Here is a 15,730-nt window from a genome sequence, read left to right on the forward strand (position 1 = left end):
GGGTTTTTTATCCAATCATTTTTTCACACTCTCCACAATCCCACGCAACATTCCATTAAAATCAAAATTAGGATTTTCCTTCAAACCCATTCGTACAATCACTAAATCCAGTGATGGAATAATCGCTACCATCTGACCTTGAAAACCGCTGCAGTAATACATATCTCTGGGAACATCAGGGAAGTGTCCGCCGGCATTGAGCCAAAAATGCGCACCATATCTTCCATTGGAAGTGTTTGTAGGAGTTGCGGTGTATTTTGCCCAACTTTCGTTGAAAATTTGTTCACCATTCCAGTTGCCTTTATGCAAATACAACAACCCAAATTTAGACCAATCACGTGTGGTAGCCCAACCGTAAGATGAACCCACATAATTTCCTGCCATATCCGTTTCGATTACCATCGAGTACATTCCTATTTTATCTATCAAGGCACTGTACCAGAAATCTAAATATTCCTGATGCGTTTTGAACTGCTTCCGTAAAATTCCCGAAAGCAAATTCGTGGTCCCCGAAGAATAATTCCAATGCGTATTCGTCCGGAATACCATTGATTTTTTCCGTTGTACAAGGGTCATGTCTTCGGCTTGGAAAAGCATTTTGGTGGCATCAGAAATTTTATCGTATTGCTCCTCCCATTCTAAACCGGAATTCATGTGTAATAAATCATTGGTAGTAATACTTTTTCGATCGTCATTTTTCCATTCTGGAATTGGAGCAGGTTTGTAAATATCGTATTTGCCTTGTATTTCCAAAATTCCAAACATGGCGCTGGTAATACTTTTTGTCATCGACCAACCCAATATTTTACTGTTTTTATCAAAACCGCTATCGTATTTTTCGGCAATAATTTTATCTTTATAAATCACTAAAAGGGAGCGGGTTCTTTTTTTGATTGCCTCTTTTTCATCAAAAGCATTGGCAACAGCTGCATTCAATTTAGTGTAATCAACATCTGAAAAAACAGTGTCTTTTGGCTCGTTATTCCCGTATGGAAAAGGCATATTAATATTCAATCTCGTTCTTTTAGGAACCAAATACGGCTTTGAAACATCAAAATCATCGTTGATTAAAGTGGCCCCCAAGCCTTCACGATAAATCGCTTTTCGTTCTTTCAAACCATAAACCGAAGCAATCGCAAATTTTCCGGTAGCTTCTATTTTGTTTTTGGCTAAGTCAATCATATCGATGTCATTGTCGCCTTTTTCTATCATTTTCTGCGAACGATTATCAATAAAATGTCCCGAGGCTATACTTTTGGCTGAAAAGCCAGAAATTAAATCCAATTTTGGATAGGTTATTAAACCAACATAAAAGATTCCGATAAAAGAGACAAAACCAACGAACTTGAATACTTTTTTCATAGAGGCTTAATTTGAAGCAATTTAATAAAAAAGAACCACATTATTGGAACAGTATCGGATTGAGAAAATGAGGTATTATTAACAAGTGTTTGCTATAAATTAATTCCAATTTCACTACTTTTGTATGTAGAAAAATTCTAAATAAGAAAAGACCAATACTAAATTGGATTGTCGAAAAAATTGTTGACTATTGGCGTTCTATCTTACCAATAAAAACAATAAAAACAAGCAGATAAAATGTTAGATGTAAATAAAATTAGAGCCGACTTCCCTATTCTTTCTCAGAAAGTAAACGGGAAAGCATTGGTTTATTTTGACAACGGAGCCACTTCGCAAAAGCCACAAGTTGTGATTGATGCGATCTCTAAATACTACCAGGAAATCAATGCTAATATTCATCGTGGTGTTCATACGCTGAGCCAACTGGCCACCGATGCATATGAGATTTCACGCGGTAAATTACAAAATCACATCAATGCAAAATTTCCCCATGAAGTGCTTTTTACTTCGGGGACTACTCATGGAATTAATTTAGTGGCCAATGGATTTGCTTCGATTTTGAAACCCGGTGATGAAATTTTAGTTTCGGCAATGGAACACCACAGCAATATTGTGCCTTGGCAAATGTTGTGTGAGAAAACCGGAGCAATTTTGCGGGTCATTCCAATGAATCTGGATGGAGAACTGATCATGTCCGAATATGACAAATTACTTTCGGACAAAACGAAGATTGTAACAGTAAATCATATTTCGAATGCTCTTGGAACTGTCAATCCTATCAAATACATGATTGACAAAGCACATGAGGCAGGAGCCGCAATTTTGATTGATGGCGCACAAGCCGTTCCACACCTGAAACCAGATGTACAAGAATTAAATTGTGATTTTTATGTTTTTTCAGGACATAAAATATGTGGTCCAACAGGCGTCGGAATTTTATACGGAAAAGAAGCGTGGTTGAATAAATTACCCCCATATCAAGGCGGAGGCGAAATGATCAAAGAAGTAACTTTCGAAAAAACTACTTATGCGGAATTGCCCCATAAATTTGAGGCCGGAACACCAAATATTGCCGGAGGAATTGTTCTGGGAACTGCGGTTGATTATATGAACGAAGTGGGTTTTGACAACATTCAACAACAGGAATTAGAATTATTGGAATATGGAACCAAACGGTTATTGGAAATTGAAGGGTTGAAAATTTTTGGCACCGCAGCAGCAAAGACTTCCGTAATATCCTTTAATATTGAAGGCATTCATCCGTACGATATTGGCACTATAATTGACAAGCTAGGAATAGCCGTACGAACAGGCCATCATTGCGCGCAACCCATCATGGATTTCTTTAAGATTCCAGGTACGATACGAGCATCATTTGCTTTTTATAATACCACCGAAGAAATTGATGTTATGGTTGAAGCTATTAAAAAAGCAAAAGTCATGCTGTCCTAAAATTTAAAATTATCTTCATATGAAATCGCCATGACAGAAGCTGTATCAAACACCAATGAAGATCTGGCGATACCATATTCCTATAAAAAACAAATATTATCTTCATATGAAAATACTATCTATTATATTCCTGACTATTTTTATGGGCAACGGTTGCAATAGTGCCAAAGCGCAAGATATGGAAACTACTGTTATTGAATACACGGCCAACACCAGAGGTTTTTATCAAAAAATAACGCTGAAAAATCAGATACTGACAGTTTCAAAAGACAGAGACGGAAATGACAAACCAATACCCAAAAAAGTATCGGATGCCGACTGGAAAGAGTTAGTAGATTGTTTTAAAACAGTGAAATTGGATAGTTTGTCTAAGCTCAAAGCGCCCAGCGAAAAACGTTTTCATGACGGTGCCGCTATAGCCAAACTGAAAATTACCCTTAAGGAGAAAGCCTATGAAACCACTAGTTTTGATCACGGTTTTCCACCAAAAGAAATTAAGAAGTTTGTGAATACGATAACTTCATTAGCTAAAGAATAATACTGAAATAAATTCAGCATAGTATGAAAATTAAAGAAATACAAGAAGAAATTGTAGCGGAGTTCTCCATGTTTGACGACTGGATGGAGCGTTATGAATACATCATCGAATTAGGAAGAAAGCTTCCTTTAATCAAAGAAGAATTCAAGACAGAGAACAACATTATCAAAGGCTGCCAGTCCAAAGTGTGGTTGCAAGGAGAGCAAACGGATGATAAAATTATTTTCACTGCTGACAGTGATGCCATTTTGACCAAAGGAATTATTGCGATATTAATTCGTACTTTTTCCAATCAAAAAGCATCTGATATTCTGGAAGCAGATCTACATTTTATTGACGAAATAGGTTTGAAAGAACACTTGTCGCCAACTCGAGCCAACGGATTGGTATCTATGATAAAAAATATAAAAATGTATGCTTTGGCATTCAATTCGCAGAATTAATTGCGAACTAATTCGTTTAACCATATAAGACATTTAAGGTCATATAAGTCAGAATAAAAAATGGAAATTTATGACCAAAACATATTTAAAAGATTTAATTTATCAGGTTAATGGTTGTGCCATAGAAGTACATAAACATCTTGGTCCCGGTCTTTTAGAAAGTGTTTATCATACTTGTTTAAAAAAAGAATTGACAATAAGAGGTTTTGAATTTCAAACTGAACTTACAATTCCTGTTTATTATAAAGGTTTAGAACTTGAAACAGGATTAAGATGTGACTTATTGGTTGAAAAAAGTTTGGTTGTTGAACTGAAAGCAATAGAAAAAGTTTTACCAATACATGAAGCTCAAATTTTAACCTATATGAACCTTTTAGAAATTCCTATAGGATTAATGATAAATTTCAATGTAACACATATTTTTAAAGAAGGACAAAAAACATATGTCAACGAAAGATATAGATATCTGGAAGAATAAAAAACAAACATAGCAGACTTTAAATATGATTTAATCAAGCTAAATAATAAAAAAAAGTACAAATATAATATTCAAAACAAAAACCTTAAATGACCTTCAATGTCTTATATGGTTAAAACACTCAAATAATGGAACAAGAAATAGACACAACTGAATTAGGAGAATCGATCGTAAAAATATTAAAGACTATTTACGATCCGGAGATTCCTGTAGACATTTACGAATTAGGATTAATTTATGACGTGATGGTCAATACGGATTATGAAGTAAAAATCCTGATGACCCTTACTTCGCCCAACTGCCCCGTTGCAGAAAGCTTACCAAGAGAAGTGGAAGAAAAAGTGAAATCGATCGAACATGTAAAAGACGCTGAAGTAGAAATTACTTTTGATCCGCCTTGGAGCAAAGATTTAATGAGCGAAGAAGCTAAATTAGAATTGGGAATGCTTTAAATTAGTCCTAATGTCGAAAGTCATAAAGTCTCTAAGTAATTGACCTTATGACTTTCGATATTCGACTTTATGACTTTTAAAATGGAAATAATAAATAAAGTTGCGAATAGTGTTTTGGAAGTTTTCGATCTTGAAGACTATTATCCAAAAGGGATTCGTACGCAAATCGATATTTCAAAATGGCTTTTAGAAGGATTTTTATTGAAAGAAAAAGACTTTAGAGAGGAACTGAAAAATCACGATTGGTCACAATATCAAGATCACTATGTGGCAATTCACTGCAGCACTGATGCTATTGTTCCTGCCTGGGCTTCGATTTTGGTTGCCATTCAATTGGCGCCATTTGCAAAGAAAATTATCAATGGAACCTTGGAAGATTTAGACGCATCCTTGTATGAAGAATTACTGCCTAAAATTGACTACTCAGCGTATGAAAACAAGCCTATTATTATAAAAGGATGCTCCAGAAAACCGGTTCCGATGCGGGCTTATGTATTGGCCGCGCATTACTTGTACCCTTTTGCACGAAGTATCATGTATGGTGAAGCCTGCTCTGCCGTTCCATTATACAAAGCGCCTAAAAAAGGATAATACCATTACGGAAACTAAAAGCGCCATGAAAGGAAAGCCGGTATTAGTATCTGTGAATATTTCTAATCCAATGGTTTTTGGGGAATTTAAAAAAGAAGTAGATGCCATCGTGGGAGAATTTGGTGTTCAAATGGAAGCTTTATTGGATATTGTTTCGGGTAAAACAGAACCTTCCGGATTATTGCCTTTGTAAATGCCATTGAATATGACAACCGTTGAAAAACAATTAGAAGACGTTCCTCTCGATATGATTCCATACACAGATGCATCTGGTAATGTGTATGATTTTGGTTTTGGATTGAACTGGAAAGGGGTAATCAATAACGCCAGAACTGCAAAATACAGCGCTAAGAAATAATTTTTTTTCAAGAAGATTAAATTTTAACCCCCTGATTTTTAGGTGAGTTTTTTGTCCAATTCTAAATTTAAATTATAGCTCTAAAAAAGGAATTCAATAGCTTCCTTTTGTTAATTCTAAGCAAAATTAAATACTTATTTGCCTTTTTAAATCCTCTTTTACTATCTTTAAAAAGATTTCTTTTTTAAAAAGACCAAAAATGATACTCATGAAAAAAATTAAATTAGTTTCACTTTCAATTATATCCTTTCTTTCTTTAAGTTGTAACGCTCAGGTAAAATCTGATGACATTCCTATTAAAGACGAGGTAAAAAACTATACGCTTGAAACCGTGGTTGCAGATATTGTTGTTCCGTGGGGGATGACTTGGTTGCCAGAGGGCAGCATGTTAGTTACCGAAAAAAGTGGTGTTTTATACCATATCAAAAACGGAACAAAAACAGAAATCAAAAATGTTCCAAAAGTATACGCACGTGGACAAGGCGGGTTATTAGACATCGCTTTACACCCTGATTATGCTAAAAATGGTTGGATTTATATGACCTTCGCTTCCGATGAAGGGGAAGGTACCGGCGGTCACACAAAACTCATTCGAGCCAAATTATTGGACGGAGCGCTGACACAAATTGAATCACTTTACAAAGCCACTCCAAACACTACAAAAGGACAACATTTTGGTTCCAGAATTCTATTTGACGACGATGGTTATTTATATTTCTCCATCGGAGAGCGGGGCGAACATTTTGTAAATCCGCAAGACATTACACGCGATGGCGGAAAAATATACCGATTAAATGATGATGGAAGCATTCCTAAAGACAATCCATTTGTAGGTCAAACCGGAGCCAAAGAAGCAATTTACACTTATGGAAATCGGAATCCGCAAGGAATGGCCAAAAACCCAGTAACAGGCGCCATTTGGGAACATGAACATGGCCCACAAGGTGGAGACGAAATCAATATCATAAAAAAAGGAATCAATTATGGATGGCCTGTGGTTACTTATGGTATCGATTATGACGGAACCACCATTAGTAAAGAAAATGAAAAACCAGGCATCCAAAAACCTATTTATTATTGGTTGCCGTCCATCGCTCCAAGCGGAATGACCTTTGTCACCAGCGACAAATATCCAGACTGGAAAGGACATTTATTGGTGGGCTCTTTGAAATTCCAATATCTTGAATTGCTAAAGTTAAAAGGAAACGAAGTGATCGGCAGACAAAAAATTGCAACCGGAATTGGTCGCGTGCGTAATGTGGCACAAGGTCCGGATGGCTATATTTATATGGGCGTGGAAGGAAAAGGAATTATTAAAATTATACCAAATTAAACGATGTTGATAACGAAATTATTTTTAGGATTTGGAGTGTTTGTATTGGGAAGCTTCTCTTTTGCAAATCCATTTTCCGCAGACAACTATATTGACTTGAATACTGAAACCGAAGTTGCTGCAAAACTTCAGTCACCCGGAAAAGAAATTTATGCAGATTTTTGCATGCAATGCCATGGCGCAAATGGAAAAGGAGATGGTAAGAACTTCCCGCCTCTAGACGGTTCGGACTGGTTGAAAACTAAGAGAAATCAAAGTATCGCTGCCGTAAAATTTGGACAAAGTGGCGAAATTGTTGTCAATAAAATCAAGTACAATAGCAGCATGCCGGCCATGGGACTTACGGATCAGGAAGTGGCTGATGTGATGAATTACATTATGACTTCCTGGAGTAATAAACAAACCAAAATCGTTACCGAGAAAGAAGTCGCTGCCATTAAAAAATAAAATATCGACTGATTCCTATCTAAAAAAGAAACGCTACCGAAAAACCACCGTAAAAATTGACGGGATTTCCTGGATAAAAATAACGTGGCGCGGCAGTGCCGAAACCAACTGCGTTTGGCAAAATATTAGCCGCATATTTAGTACCCAAAGCGTTATTGATTCCAGCATTCAGCTCTGTTTTCAGGATTTTAAAAATCGTGAAAACATAGGTCGTTTTAATATCAAGCAACGAATACCGCTCACTGTATTTTGTATTGGAATCATTTAACGGAATTTTACTCATCGTTCGGAAAGAAGTGTTGACACCAAATCCATTTTTTGTGGTTAAATCTACTCCAAAATTAAATTGCTTTTCAGGAACGCCCGTCAATTGATTTCCCGAATAATCAGCATCACCATCCAAGAATTCTTTGAATTTAAAGTTATTCACCGCACCTGAAAAATAAGAAGTCATTTGAAATTGAGTAAGTTCGAAAAGTTTGTAATTAACCAAGAATTCTAATCCTGAATGTGAACTGCTTCCTGCATTAATCCCAACAAATTGATCATTGGCGGTGCGTCGTGCCACTAATAAATTTTCAATTTGTGTGCTATAAAACGTTACTTCGGTGTATATTTTATTTTCAAGCCAGTTTCCTTTGAAACCCAATTCATAATTCCACCCCACTTCTGGTTTCAAATCGGTGTTTATTTGCCCTTCTGGAGTCAGTGTTTCAGCAACTGATGGCACCGAAAATCCTTTACTCACCGATGTAAATATATTTTTTCCTTTGCTTACTTTATACGAGAAACCAATTCTTGGTGACCACACATTTCCAAAAGTAAAGGGCATTTTTTGAGCCCCAGAATTATTTTCGAAAATATCTTTTAACGAATATTTGGTTGTGTTAAATGCTACTCCGGTTTCCAGATGCAGTTTATCTGAAATCCAAAATTCCATTTGTAAAAAGTAGTTGCTGTAGTTCCGGTTTTGTTCGATGGAGCTGAATTCGTCGCCTTTTAAACTACCTTGACCAGGTTGCGATTTGTACAAATTTTTAAAAAGGGAATACGCGTATTTTTCCGTTAATAATTCGGTGCCAAAACTCAGTTCAAAGGGCAAAGAAAACAATTGGTCTTTGTAATTCACATTCGAACGAAGGCCTAGCGAACTTGTTTTTTCGTCCAAAATGTCAAAAGGTCTGGGTTCGTAAGCATCTTTAAAATTAGAAAAAATACTGGTTTGCAGCGACCATTTTTCAGAAAATTGATGGTCGTATCCTAAACCCAGCATGAATTTATCATACGACTCAAAACCTTGTGCGGCTGCCCATGTAGCGGCTGCTTTCTCTGGATTATTTTTTAAATCCGTCTCATTGATAGAACTTGGAATAAAAGCTTTCAATCGGGTGAATGTTCCCAAAAAGGAAAAACTACCCTTTGAATTAATTTTTTGTTTGGCATGCAGGTTAAATGATTTTCTGTCATAGGAACTATTTTCCCTGAATCCCTCACTTTGTAAATCCGTAAAACTCGCAAATACATTCGTTTTGGAATCGCTGTATCCTGCCGAGAGTCGGTTTTGTAGCAACCCAAAACTCCCAAAAGTAACTGTTGATTTTCCAAACGATTCCAATAATGGAGTTTCTCTTGAAAACAACTGAATCACGCCACCCAAACCGGATCCAAAACTCGTAGAATTTGGTCCTTTTATGATTTCTATTTTTTCGATTGACGCTAAATCAATATCGTCAATAGTGGTTTCACCATCACCGGAACTCAATGGTATACCATCAAAATAGGCTTTTATTTTATTGGTTCCGTATTGAGATCTGGCGCCAATGCCACGAATCGTAATCCTGTTGGTGTTCAACGCACCTTGTTGCATGGTAACCCCGGGAATTTTGTTTAGCACAGGAGTCAGTATAATGCCATCACTTTTATTGATGTCGGCAGTAGTAATCACTGAAACGGAAGAAGCAGTGTTTTGAGGTGCATTTTTAATTGGCGAACCCTTCAAAGTGATTTCTGAAAGGGCTATGGTATCTTTTTTTATTTGTCCAAAAACAGTGAAAACACTACATAAAAAAAGAAGAAAGGAAAGGCTGTTTTTGAACAATTTTTGTTGTGTTTAAGGGAATGAAAACGTTTATAAAGTTAGTATTTTCTTTTTGTTCCAAAAAACCCTTTTAAATAAAATATGGATTAAATAAAAATGCTCCCTACAATTATAAGTTGCAATTTACATTCTGTTTCATATTGTTTTGAATTCGATTAAAGATTATTGTAAAATTACACAAAAGTCTAGTTTAAACGGAAATTATATAAAAAACACCATTTTAAAAACACTAGTTTAACCAAAATGACGTTCTTTAAAAATCATATCTTTGTGATTAATCCCAGAATTAAATTATCTTTAAACTTGGACCTTCATTTTAAATAAAAAGTAGTAGCTACCTATGAAAAAATCAACAATTGCATATATCACACTTCCCGTATTATTGTTAAGTACGCTAGCCTGTAATCGGAATAAAGCCGCTGATAATGAAAGTGAAACAGAAAAACCGGCCACCGTAAAAGTAGATTCGATAGAAAAGAAAATAGCCCTTACCATCGACACGCTTGATTTTAATTCCAGAATGATTGCCTTAAGCAACAATGACACCACGGGCAGATGGCCTGTAAAAGCCCCTTATCCTTTACCGGGCGCACTCTTGCCCTACAATAGAATCATTGCTTATTACGGCAACTTATATTCCACCAGAATGGGAATATTAGGTGAAATTCCCCGAAAAGAAATGTTGGCAAAATTACAAGGTGAAGTGGCCAAGTGGCAAGCTGCTGATTCTACTGTAAAAGCAATTCCCGCTTTGCATTATATTGCCGTTACCGCTCAAGGCGCTCCGGGAAAAAATAATATGCACCGCATGCGTATGCCATTTAAGCAAATAGACACTATTATAAGTTGGGCAAAACCTATAAATGCGCTGGTATTTCTAGACATTCAGGTGGGACACAGCACCGTTAAGGCAGAAGTGGCAGAACTGGAACAATACCTTTCAATGCCTAATGTACACCTTGGAATTGATCCGGAGTTTTCTATGAAAAATGGAGAGCGCCCAGGTTCAAAAATCGGGCATTTCACTGCCGCTGATATTAACGATGCCATTGACATATTGGCAAATATTGTGCGCAAAAATAAACTGACTCCAAAAGTGCTTGTAATACACCGTTTTACTCAGGGCATGGTAAAAAACTATAAAGAAATCAAGACCGTTCCTGAAGTTCAAATCGTTATGGACATGGATGGTTTTGGAAGTAAAATTCTAAAAAAGTCCACGTATATGAGTTATATTTATAGAGAACCGGTACAATTCACTGGTTTTAAATTATTTTATAAAAATGACAATAAAAACGATTGGAAGATGTACAGCCCAGAGGAATTAGTAAAATTCACTCCAAAACCAATTTACATTCAGTACCAATAATTTACTAATTGATTTATGAAGAATATTCTTTATTCGGTTTCTATTGGATTTTTTTTAGTAGTTGGATGCCAATCAGAACCTCGTAAAATAATACCGGAAATCCCGCTTATAACTGTTCCTGCAAAAATTATTGCACCAAAAAAAGTAGCGGCTGATGCTGCGACTATTCTTTCAAAAAAAGAAGTACCCGTTTTATGTTATCATAATATCCGAGATTTTAGTGCCAGTGCGAGCGGAAACATGAAAGTGTACACCGTAAAACCTGGTGCTTTTGCAGCACAAATGAAAGCCTTAGCCGATGCAGGATATAAAACCGTTTTGCCACAACAACTCTATGATTATTTAGTATTTGATGGTCCCTTACCGGAAAAACCAATCATGATTACTTTTGATGATACCAGAGAAGAACAATTTAGCATTGGCGCAGCCGAAATGAAAAAACAGGGTTTCAAAGGCGTGTTTTATATTATGACTGTCTCAATTAATCGTCCCGGATATATGAGCAAAGAGCAAATTAAAAGCTTATCTGATGACGGACATGTGGTAGGCGCGCATACTTGGGATCATCATATGGTTACAAAATATACGGGCGACGACTGGAATTTACAATTGGTAAAACCAAAAGCAAAATTAGAAGAAATCATAGGAAAACCGGTGACGGATTTTGCCTATCCATTTGGATTATGGAATACTGCAGCTATTCCTGAAATTAAGAAAAGTGGTTATGAAATGGCTTATATTTTATCAACCAAAAGAGATCCTGCAGATCCATTGTACACTATCAGACGTATTATAGTTTCCGGAACCTGGTCTACTGAAGGAATGATGAAAGCTGTACATTCTTCTTTTAACAAAGCAGAATAACCCATTAAAAGGTTCTAAATTCGTTAATTTATTCAAAAATCAAACAGCTATCTATACTAACACTACAGTAATGGAGCACAACCGTCAAAAAGGTTTCGTCAACAGACCTTTTATCCATTAATACTAAAGAATTCCTTAACTAAAAAAAGCACTATCAATTCGATTGAATTGATAGTGCTTTTTTTATCAGACAACTATTTTCTATCTCGGGGACAACCAGCTTGAAGGATTATTATAGGTTGTATTTTGTAGGATTAAAAATTTAATTATCGTTTTTCCGGTCTCGCCATTCGTTCTTACTTTTCCAAGACTTTGCTTTATACTCACTTTATCTCCTTTATTGACTGACACTGAGCTTAAATTTTGATAGACCGTAAAGAAATCTCCGTGCTGTATCATTACCGCTTTGTTTACTGGTGACAAAACGATGACACTGGTTACTTCTCCTCCGAAAACAGCTCTGGCACTTGCGCCATTGTCCGTAGTGATTTCTACACCGCTGTTGTGAACCGTAATTGTATTGAACAAAGGATGGGTTTGGTTTCCATATCCTAATGATATATATCCTTTTTCAACAGGATACGGCAATCTTCCTCTATTCGCTCTAAAATTATCAGCAACTATTTTAGCTTCGGGAGTTAACTCAATTTTAGAGGATGACACTGCACCTCTGGAAACCGGAGCACTTGGATTGGCTTTCGCTTTTTCTAAGGCGGCTTTCCTATTGGCTGCCGCAATGGCTTCCCGAATTAATTTATTGATTTGTCTGTCAATTGATTTGTACTCTTGTTGTCTTTTCTTAAGCTCTTTGGCAATCATATTTTTATCTTTTTTGATAAAATTTACTACCTTTTGCTGTTCTTTCTTTTCCTTTTCCAGAGCCAATCGTTCCTTTTCGTTTTCGGCAATCAGTTTTTGTTTTTCCTTTTTTTGAATGTTTAATTTATCATTATAGTCCAATAACTTGGTCGACTTAGATTTAATTTCCTCGCCCTGTGCTTTTCTATAACTGGTGTACTGCTTCATGTACTGCGCTCTTTTGTATGCCTGTAAAAAGTTTTCAGAAGACAATAAAAACATCGCTCTACTTTCTGACGAACGGCTTTTATATGATTTTAAAATCATTTCGGCATAATCCTCCTTCAGTTCCCCCAATTCTTTTTTTAATTTATTGATCTGAACCTGATTAATGTACATATCGTTGTTAAGCAACTTGGTTTGCTTTTCAGTGGTATTTATTAATTTTTCTTTAAGCCTTATTTTAGTACTTTGAATAATCACCACATTGAGAGCGGATTTCTCTTTTTTCTTTACATTCTGCAGTAATCTTTCATTTTCTCGAATTTCTTTTTGAATTTGAGCTTTACGTTCTTCTAATTTTTCTTGTTGGGATTCCTGACTCCATAGTAATGAAGTGGTACAAATTAAAATTAGGCTTAGGAGAAATTTTGGCATATCGGAAAAATATTTTTGCTAATTTACTTAATTATAATTCTTTTGTACCCATTTGGAACACTATAAGGAAAAGAAAGTTCTTCATTGAAAGTTACCGTATTGTAATCTAAACTGATTTCGGTAGTTCCTTTCTTCTGAAACGTATTAATTAAAACACTTGTAGGCAATGTTGTCTCGTTGTATACTTTGTTGTCTGTGTATGTAACTTTGATCGTTCGCTCTTCGGCAGTTTGTGTAATTTCTTGCTTTTGAACTAAAAATTTATCGGCATCTAAAAAGAATGATTTTTTCGTGTTTTTGTTCGATGTATCATCTAATCGATAGGTTTGTTCCAATAATGTTCCTAGATATTTTCCTTTAGTCAAATCATCAATAGCCTGACCTAATAACATGTTCTGGATTTTATTATAATCCAAATCCGTTCCTAACCACTGGCTTAAACTGCTGAAATCCCCTTCAAAATAGTTTCCGTTGATTTTTTCGTAATAGCTCACCGTGGAAGGCGTAATCAATGCTTTTGCCATTGTAATTCCAAGAAAACGAATGCTTACTAAAATTTGTTCGTCTTTCTTGATTTTAATTTCTGCGGTAACGTTTTGGGTCTGCTTGTCATCCGCATAACGCGCGCTTGACTTAATGTATAATGTAGAAAATTCATTTTTATTGTTATAATGATTTTCTATTATTTTTTTGGCTGACATATACCCCGCTTCAGCAACGGGCTCATTACTGGCAGCAACCACAATGGCTTTAGATTTACAAGAAATCATAAAAACAGTAAGTAGAACTACTATTGAAATTTTTTTCATTATTTTTTTTCTTTTAATAATTGATTGGCTTTAGAGAAAAACAAGTCTTTTTTCTTGAAATCTCCCAAACCATTATACGCTTCTCCAAGTTGAATATTGAAATTGATTTCCAACTCTTTATTCTCCACTACATAATCCATGCCCATTTCTAAAAAACCCTTCGCCTTTTTAAATTGTTGCAGCTGATTGTTGGCTAAACCCGCATAATAATAAAACTGAGGCTGCGTTGGAAAAGTCTCCATAAGTGCCGAAGCTTTCCTAGCTACTGTATCAAATTGTTTCATCTCCGTATGCGCTTGAAGCAAAAGTAAATTCGTTCCGACGGCATCATCAGATTCCTTATTTGCTGATTTTTCATAATACATAATTGCTTTGTTCCATTGTTTTTTAGCATGGAAAAACTTCCCAATTTCTTTGGCAACATCAACGGAAGTATCCTTGTCAAAATAGCCGACAGCCTTCTCTAAATCAGCCGAATATTGCGGATTTTTATCGGTAAAAACCAGAAACTCATTCAGAATTCGGTGTTTAATTTTCGGATCAATTTTGGCACTGGCCAAAACAATATTCATTGCTTTAATGGCTTTTGGTGCGTCATTAGCATCCAAGTAATTTTTGAATACACTTACTTGTGCCCACTCCGAATCTGGGATTGCTTTTTCGAGTTTTTTGACGGTTTCAAACGCTTTTGACTCTTCATTATTTTTCGAATACAAAAAAATTAAACTGATATAATTGAACTCATCCTGTGGGTTTTTAGCAATCAGATCTTCCAGATTGGTAATCTCCATATTCTGAAATTTTCCTACAGACAGAATCTGGCTTTTGTATAATTCCCTTCTATCTGTTTTTCCGATGGTTTCATTAAGTTCCTGAATCAGTGCCAAAGCTTTCTCATACTGATTAGTCCCCATATAAAGTGAGGTCAAATCTTCTTTGTACTTGGGATCAAATTCAATCAACTTATTGATGACGGTAATTCCCTGAGTAAAATTTTTAGTTTCGTAACTCACATCATACATTCCTATCCAGAACCACTTGTTTTTAGGATCAATTTTAGTGGCGTTTTCAAAGTAATTATAAGCACTTTTATACTCTTTTAATGCTAAATAATTCTTCCCTAACTCATAATATACGGCGGCATCATTGGGTTTAATTTTATTGGCTTTATCCAAAGCTACAATTGCTTTATCATAGTTCTCAATCCCTTTTTGCAACAACGATTCATAAAAAAGTTCCTGAAACTGATCCGTATCGAGCTTTATTTCCTCAGGTTCTGTTTGTGCCCACAGCAAAGCCGAATTGCATTGCAAAACGAGAAATAAAATTATGAAAGCGCTTTTTTTCATGCTGTATTTTTAATCCTGAATCTTTTTTATATAATACCACTTAACATTACAAATAATAACATTTCGTCGCATACTTGTTTAAACATATAAGTCATATAAGTTTTGAATTAATTCAAGTAAAACCAATAGTTCATTTAAGCGAAGCCACATAGCCTTGCAAGACTCGTATGTTTAAAATTAAATATTTTTATTTTTGATTATAGCATTTAAGTAGTTGGACCTATTTAATGTCATACTAAAAAATGAGTGAAATACTATTTGATATATAAGTCATATAAGAATTAAACCTTAAATGACCTTATGATTGTTTAAGTTACATAAGGCCAACACAA

17 protein-coding genes are annotated in these 15,730 nt (G+C 35.5%); 12 read left to right on the forward strand and 5 right to left on the reverse strand.

Annotated features, from left to right (window positions below; translation table 11 throughout):
• Window positions 1-15: 15 nt before the first annotated feature.
• Window positions 16-1,362: a serine hydrolase gene (locus tag EKM03_RS00440; protein WP_126739689.1), complete on the reverse strand. Its 1,347-nt coding sequence runs from the start codon at window positions 1,360-1,362 to the stop codon at window positions 16-18.
• 237 nt (window positions 1,363-1,599) lie between these two features.
• On the opposite strand from EKM03_RS00440, the gene EKM03_RS00445 reads away from it, so the two are divergent.
• The 10 genes from EKM03_RS00445 to EKM03_RS00480 all read left to right on the forward strand — a co-directional run bounded on the left by EKM03_RS00445 (window position 1,600) and on the right by EKM03_RS00480 (window position 7,454).
• Entirely contained in the window at window positions 1,600-2,814 is a 1,215-nt protein-coding gene (locus tag EKM03_RS00445; protein WP_126457837.1) for an aminotransferase class V-fold PLP-dependent enzyme, read from the forward strand.
• A 106-nt stretch (window positions 2,815-2,920) separates the two neighbouring features.
• Window positions 2,921-3,352 (forward strand): hypothetical protein, encoded by a 432-nt coding sequence (locus tag EKM03_RS00450; RefSeq protein ID WP_126552911.1) that lies wholly within the window; start codon window positions 2,921-2,923, stop codon window positions 3,350-3,352.
• A 23-nt stretch (window positions 3,353-3,375) separates the two neighbouring features.
• Window positions 3,376-3,795: a SufE family protein gene (locus EKM03_RS00455; RefSeq protein WP_126563510.1), complete on the forward strand. Its 420-nt coding sequence runs from the start codon at window positions 3,376-3,378 to the stop codon at window positions 3,793-3,795.
• 70 nt (window positions 3,796-3,865) lie between these two features.
• The gene (locus EKM03_RS00460) at window positions 3,866-4,273 is read left to right on the forward strand and encodes a GxxExxY protein (protein WP_126457831.1); all 408 of its coding nucleotides are present in this window, start codon (window positions 3,866-3,868) and stop codon (window positions 4,271-4,273) included.
• Window positions 4,274-4,401: 128 nt separating this feature from the next.
• Window positions 4,402-4,725 (forward strand): SUF system Fe-S cluster assembly protein, encoded by a 324-nt coding sequence (locus EKM03_RS00465; protein WP_066075681.1) that lies wholly within the window; start codon window positions 4,402-4,404, stop codon window positions 4,723-4,725.
• An 81-nt stretch (window positions 4,726-4,806) separates the two neighbouring features.
• Window positions 4,807-5,316, forward strand: coding sequence for a DUF2480 family protein (locus tag EKM03_RS00470; RefSeq protein WP_126552907.1), 510 nt, complete (start codon window positions 4,807-4,809; stop codon window positions 5,314-5,316).
• A gap of 25 nt (window positions 5,317-5,341) precedes the next feature.
• Window positions 5,342-5,509, forward strand: coding sequence for a hypothetical protein (locus EKM03_RS14930; protein WP_156063277.1), 168 nt, complete (start codon window positions 5,342-5,344; stop codon window positions 5,507-5,509).
• Window positions 5,510-5,521: 12 nt separating this feature from the next.
• Window positions 5,522-5,674, forward strand: a complete 153-nt coding sequence (locus EKM03_RS14935) for a hypothetical protein (RefSeq protein WP_158616358.1) — start codon at window positions 5,522-5,524, stop codon at window positions 5,672-5,674.
• Window positions 5,675-5,882: 208 nt separating this feature from the next.
• Entirely contained in the window at window positions 5,883-7,007 is a 1,125-nt protein-coding gene (locus EKM03_RS00475; RefSeq protein WP_126739690.1) for a PQQ-dependent sugar dehydrogenase, read from the forward strand.
• 3 nt (window positions 7,008-7,010) lie between these two features.
• Window positions 7,011-7,454, forward strand: a complete 444-nt coding sequence (locus EKM03_RS00480) for a cytochrome c (protein ID WP_126515255.1) — start codon at window positions 7,011-7,013, stop codon at window positions 7,452-7,454.
• 19 nt (window positions 7,455-7,473) lie between these two features.
• Here the strand turns inward: EKM03_RS00480 and EKM03_RS00485 are convergent, their stop codons facing one another.
• Window positions 7,474-9,552 carry a TonB-dependent receptor gene (locus EKM03_RS00485; protein ID WP_126739691.1) on the reverse strand — a complete coding sequence of 693 codons (2,079 nt, stop codon included), beginning with the start codon at window positions 9,550-9,552 and terminating at the stop codon, window positions 7,474-7,476.
• A gap of 340 nt (window positions 9,553-9,892) precedes the next feature.
• Between EKM03_RS00485 and EKM03_RS00490 the strand changes: the two genes are divergently transcribed.
• Window positions 9,893-10,921, forward strand: coding sequence for a hypothetical protein (locus EKM03_RS00490; RefSeq protein ID WP_126739692.1), 1,029 nt, complete (start codon window positions 9,893-9,895; stop codon window positions 10,919-10,921).
• Window positions 10,922-10,936: 15 nt separating this feature from the next.
• Complete coding sequence (locus EKM03_RS00495; protein ID WP_126739693.1) at window positions 10,937-11,785, forward strand: polysaccharide deacetylase family protein; 849 nt, start codon at window positions 10,937-10,939, stop codon at window positions 11,783-11,785.
• Between the two features lie 201 nt (window positions 11,786-11,986).
• Here the strand turns inward: EKM03_RS00495 and EKM03_RS00500 are convergent, their stop codons facing one another.
• Genes EKM03_RS00500 through EKM03_RS00510 form a run of 3 tightly spaced genes read right to left on the reverse strand, consistent with a single transcriptional unit; the run spans window position 11,987 to window position 15,398 of the window.
• Complete coding sequence (locus tag EKM03_RS00500) at window positions 11,987-13,240, reverse strand: murein hydrolase activator EnvC (RefSeq protein ID WP_126455028.1); 1,254 nt, start codon at window positions 13,238-13,240, stop codon at window positions 11,987-11,989.
• Between the two features lie 23 nt (window positions 13,241-13,263).
• Window positions 13,264-14,049 (reverse strand): DUF4292 domain-containing protein, encoded by a 786-nt coding sequence (locus EKM03_RS00505; protein ID WP_126561344.1) that lies wholly within the window; start codon window positions 14,047-14,049, stop codon window positions 13,264-13,266.
• Entirely contained in the window at window positions 14,049-15,398 is a 1,350-nt protein-coding gene (locus EKM03_RS00510) for a lipopolysaccharide assembly protein LapB (RefSeq protein ID WP_126739694.1), read from the reverse strand. Before EKM03_RS00510 ends, EKM03_RS00505 begins: the two co-directional genes overlap by 1 nt.
• Between the last annotated feature and the right edge of the window lie 332 nt (window positions 15,399-15,730).

The organism is Flavobacterium sp. GSP6, assembly GCF_003984855.1.
GTDB lineage: Bacteria > Bacteroidota > Bacteroidia > Flavobacteriales > Flavobacteriaceae > Flavobacterium.

What these genes read in the sequence shown, in the direction of transcription:
- EKM03_RS00440 (WP_126739689.1), bottom strand. Translation starts at nt 1,362, where the DNA reads ATGAAAAAAGTATTCAAGTTCGTTGGTTTTGTCTCTTTTATCGGAATC.
- EKM03_RS00445 (WP_126457837.1), top strand. Translation starts at nt 1,600, where the DNA reads ATGTTAGATGTAAATAAAATTAGAGCCGACTTCCCTATTCTTTCTCAG.
- EKM03_RS00450 (WP_126552911.1), top strand. Translation starts at nt 2,921, where the DNA reads ATGAAAATACTATCTATTATATTCCTGACTATTTTTATGGGCAACGGT.
- EKM03_RS00455 (WP_126563510.1), top strand. Translation starts at nt 3,376, where the DNA reads ATGAAAATTAAAGAAATACAAGAAGAAATTGTAGCGGAGTTCTCCATG.
- EKM03_RS00460 (WP_126457831.1), top strand. Translation starts at nt 3,866, where the DNA reads ATGACCAAAACATATTTAAAAGATTTAATTTATCAGGTTAATGGTTGT.
- EKM03_RS00465 (WP_066075681.1), top strand. Translation starts at nt 4,402, where the DNA reads ATGGAACAAGAAATAGACACAACTGAATTAGGAGAATCGATCGTAAAA.
- EKM03_RS00470 (WP_126552907.1), top strand. Translation starts at nt 4,807, where the DNA reads ATGGAAATAATAAATAAAGTTGCGAATAGTGTTTTGGAAGTTTTCGAT.
- EKM03_RS14930 (WP_156063277.1), top strand. Translation starts at nt 5,342, where the DNA reads ATGAAAGGAAAGCCGGTATTAGTATCTGTGAATATTTCTAATCCAATG.
- EKM03_RS14935 (WP_158616358.1), top strand. Translation starts at nt 5,522, where the DNA reads ATGACAACCGTTGAAAAACAATTAGAAGACGTTCCTCTCGATATGATT.
- EKM03_RS00475 (WP_126739690.1), top strand. Translation starts at nt 5,883, where the DNA reads ATGAAAAAAATTAAATTAGTTTCACTTTCAATTATATCCTTTCTTTCT.
- EKM03_RS00480 (WP_126515255.1), top strand. Translation starts at nt 7,011, where the DNA reads ATGTTGATAACGAAATTATTTTTAGGATTTGGAGTGTTTGTATTGGGA.
- EKM03_RS00490 (WP_126739692.1), top strand. Translation starts at nt 9,893, where the DNA reads ATGAAAAAATCAACAATTGCATATATCACACTTCCCGTATTATTGTTA.
- EKM03_RS00495 (WP_126739693.1), top strand. Translation starts at nt 10,937, where the DNA reads ATGAAGAATATTCTTTATTCGGTTTCTATTGGATTTTTTTTAGTAGTT.
- EKM03_RS00500 (WP_126455028.1), bottom strand. Translation starts at nt 13,240, where the DNA reads ATGCCAAAATTTCTCCTAAGCCTAATTTTAATTTGTACCACTTCATTA.
- EKM03_RS00505 (WP_126561344.1), bottom strand. Translation starts at nt 14,049, where the DNA reads ATGAAAAAAATTTCAATAGTAGTTCTACTTACTGTTTTTATGATTTCT.
- EKM03_RS00510 (WP_126739694.1), bottom strand. Translation starts at nt 15,398, where the DNA reads ATGAAAAAAAGCGCTTTCATAATTTTATTTCTCGTTTTGCAATGCAAT.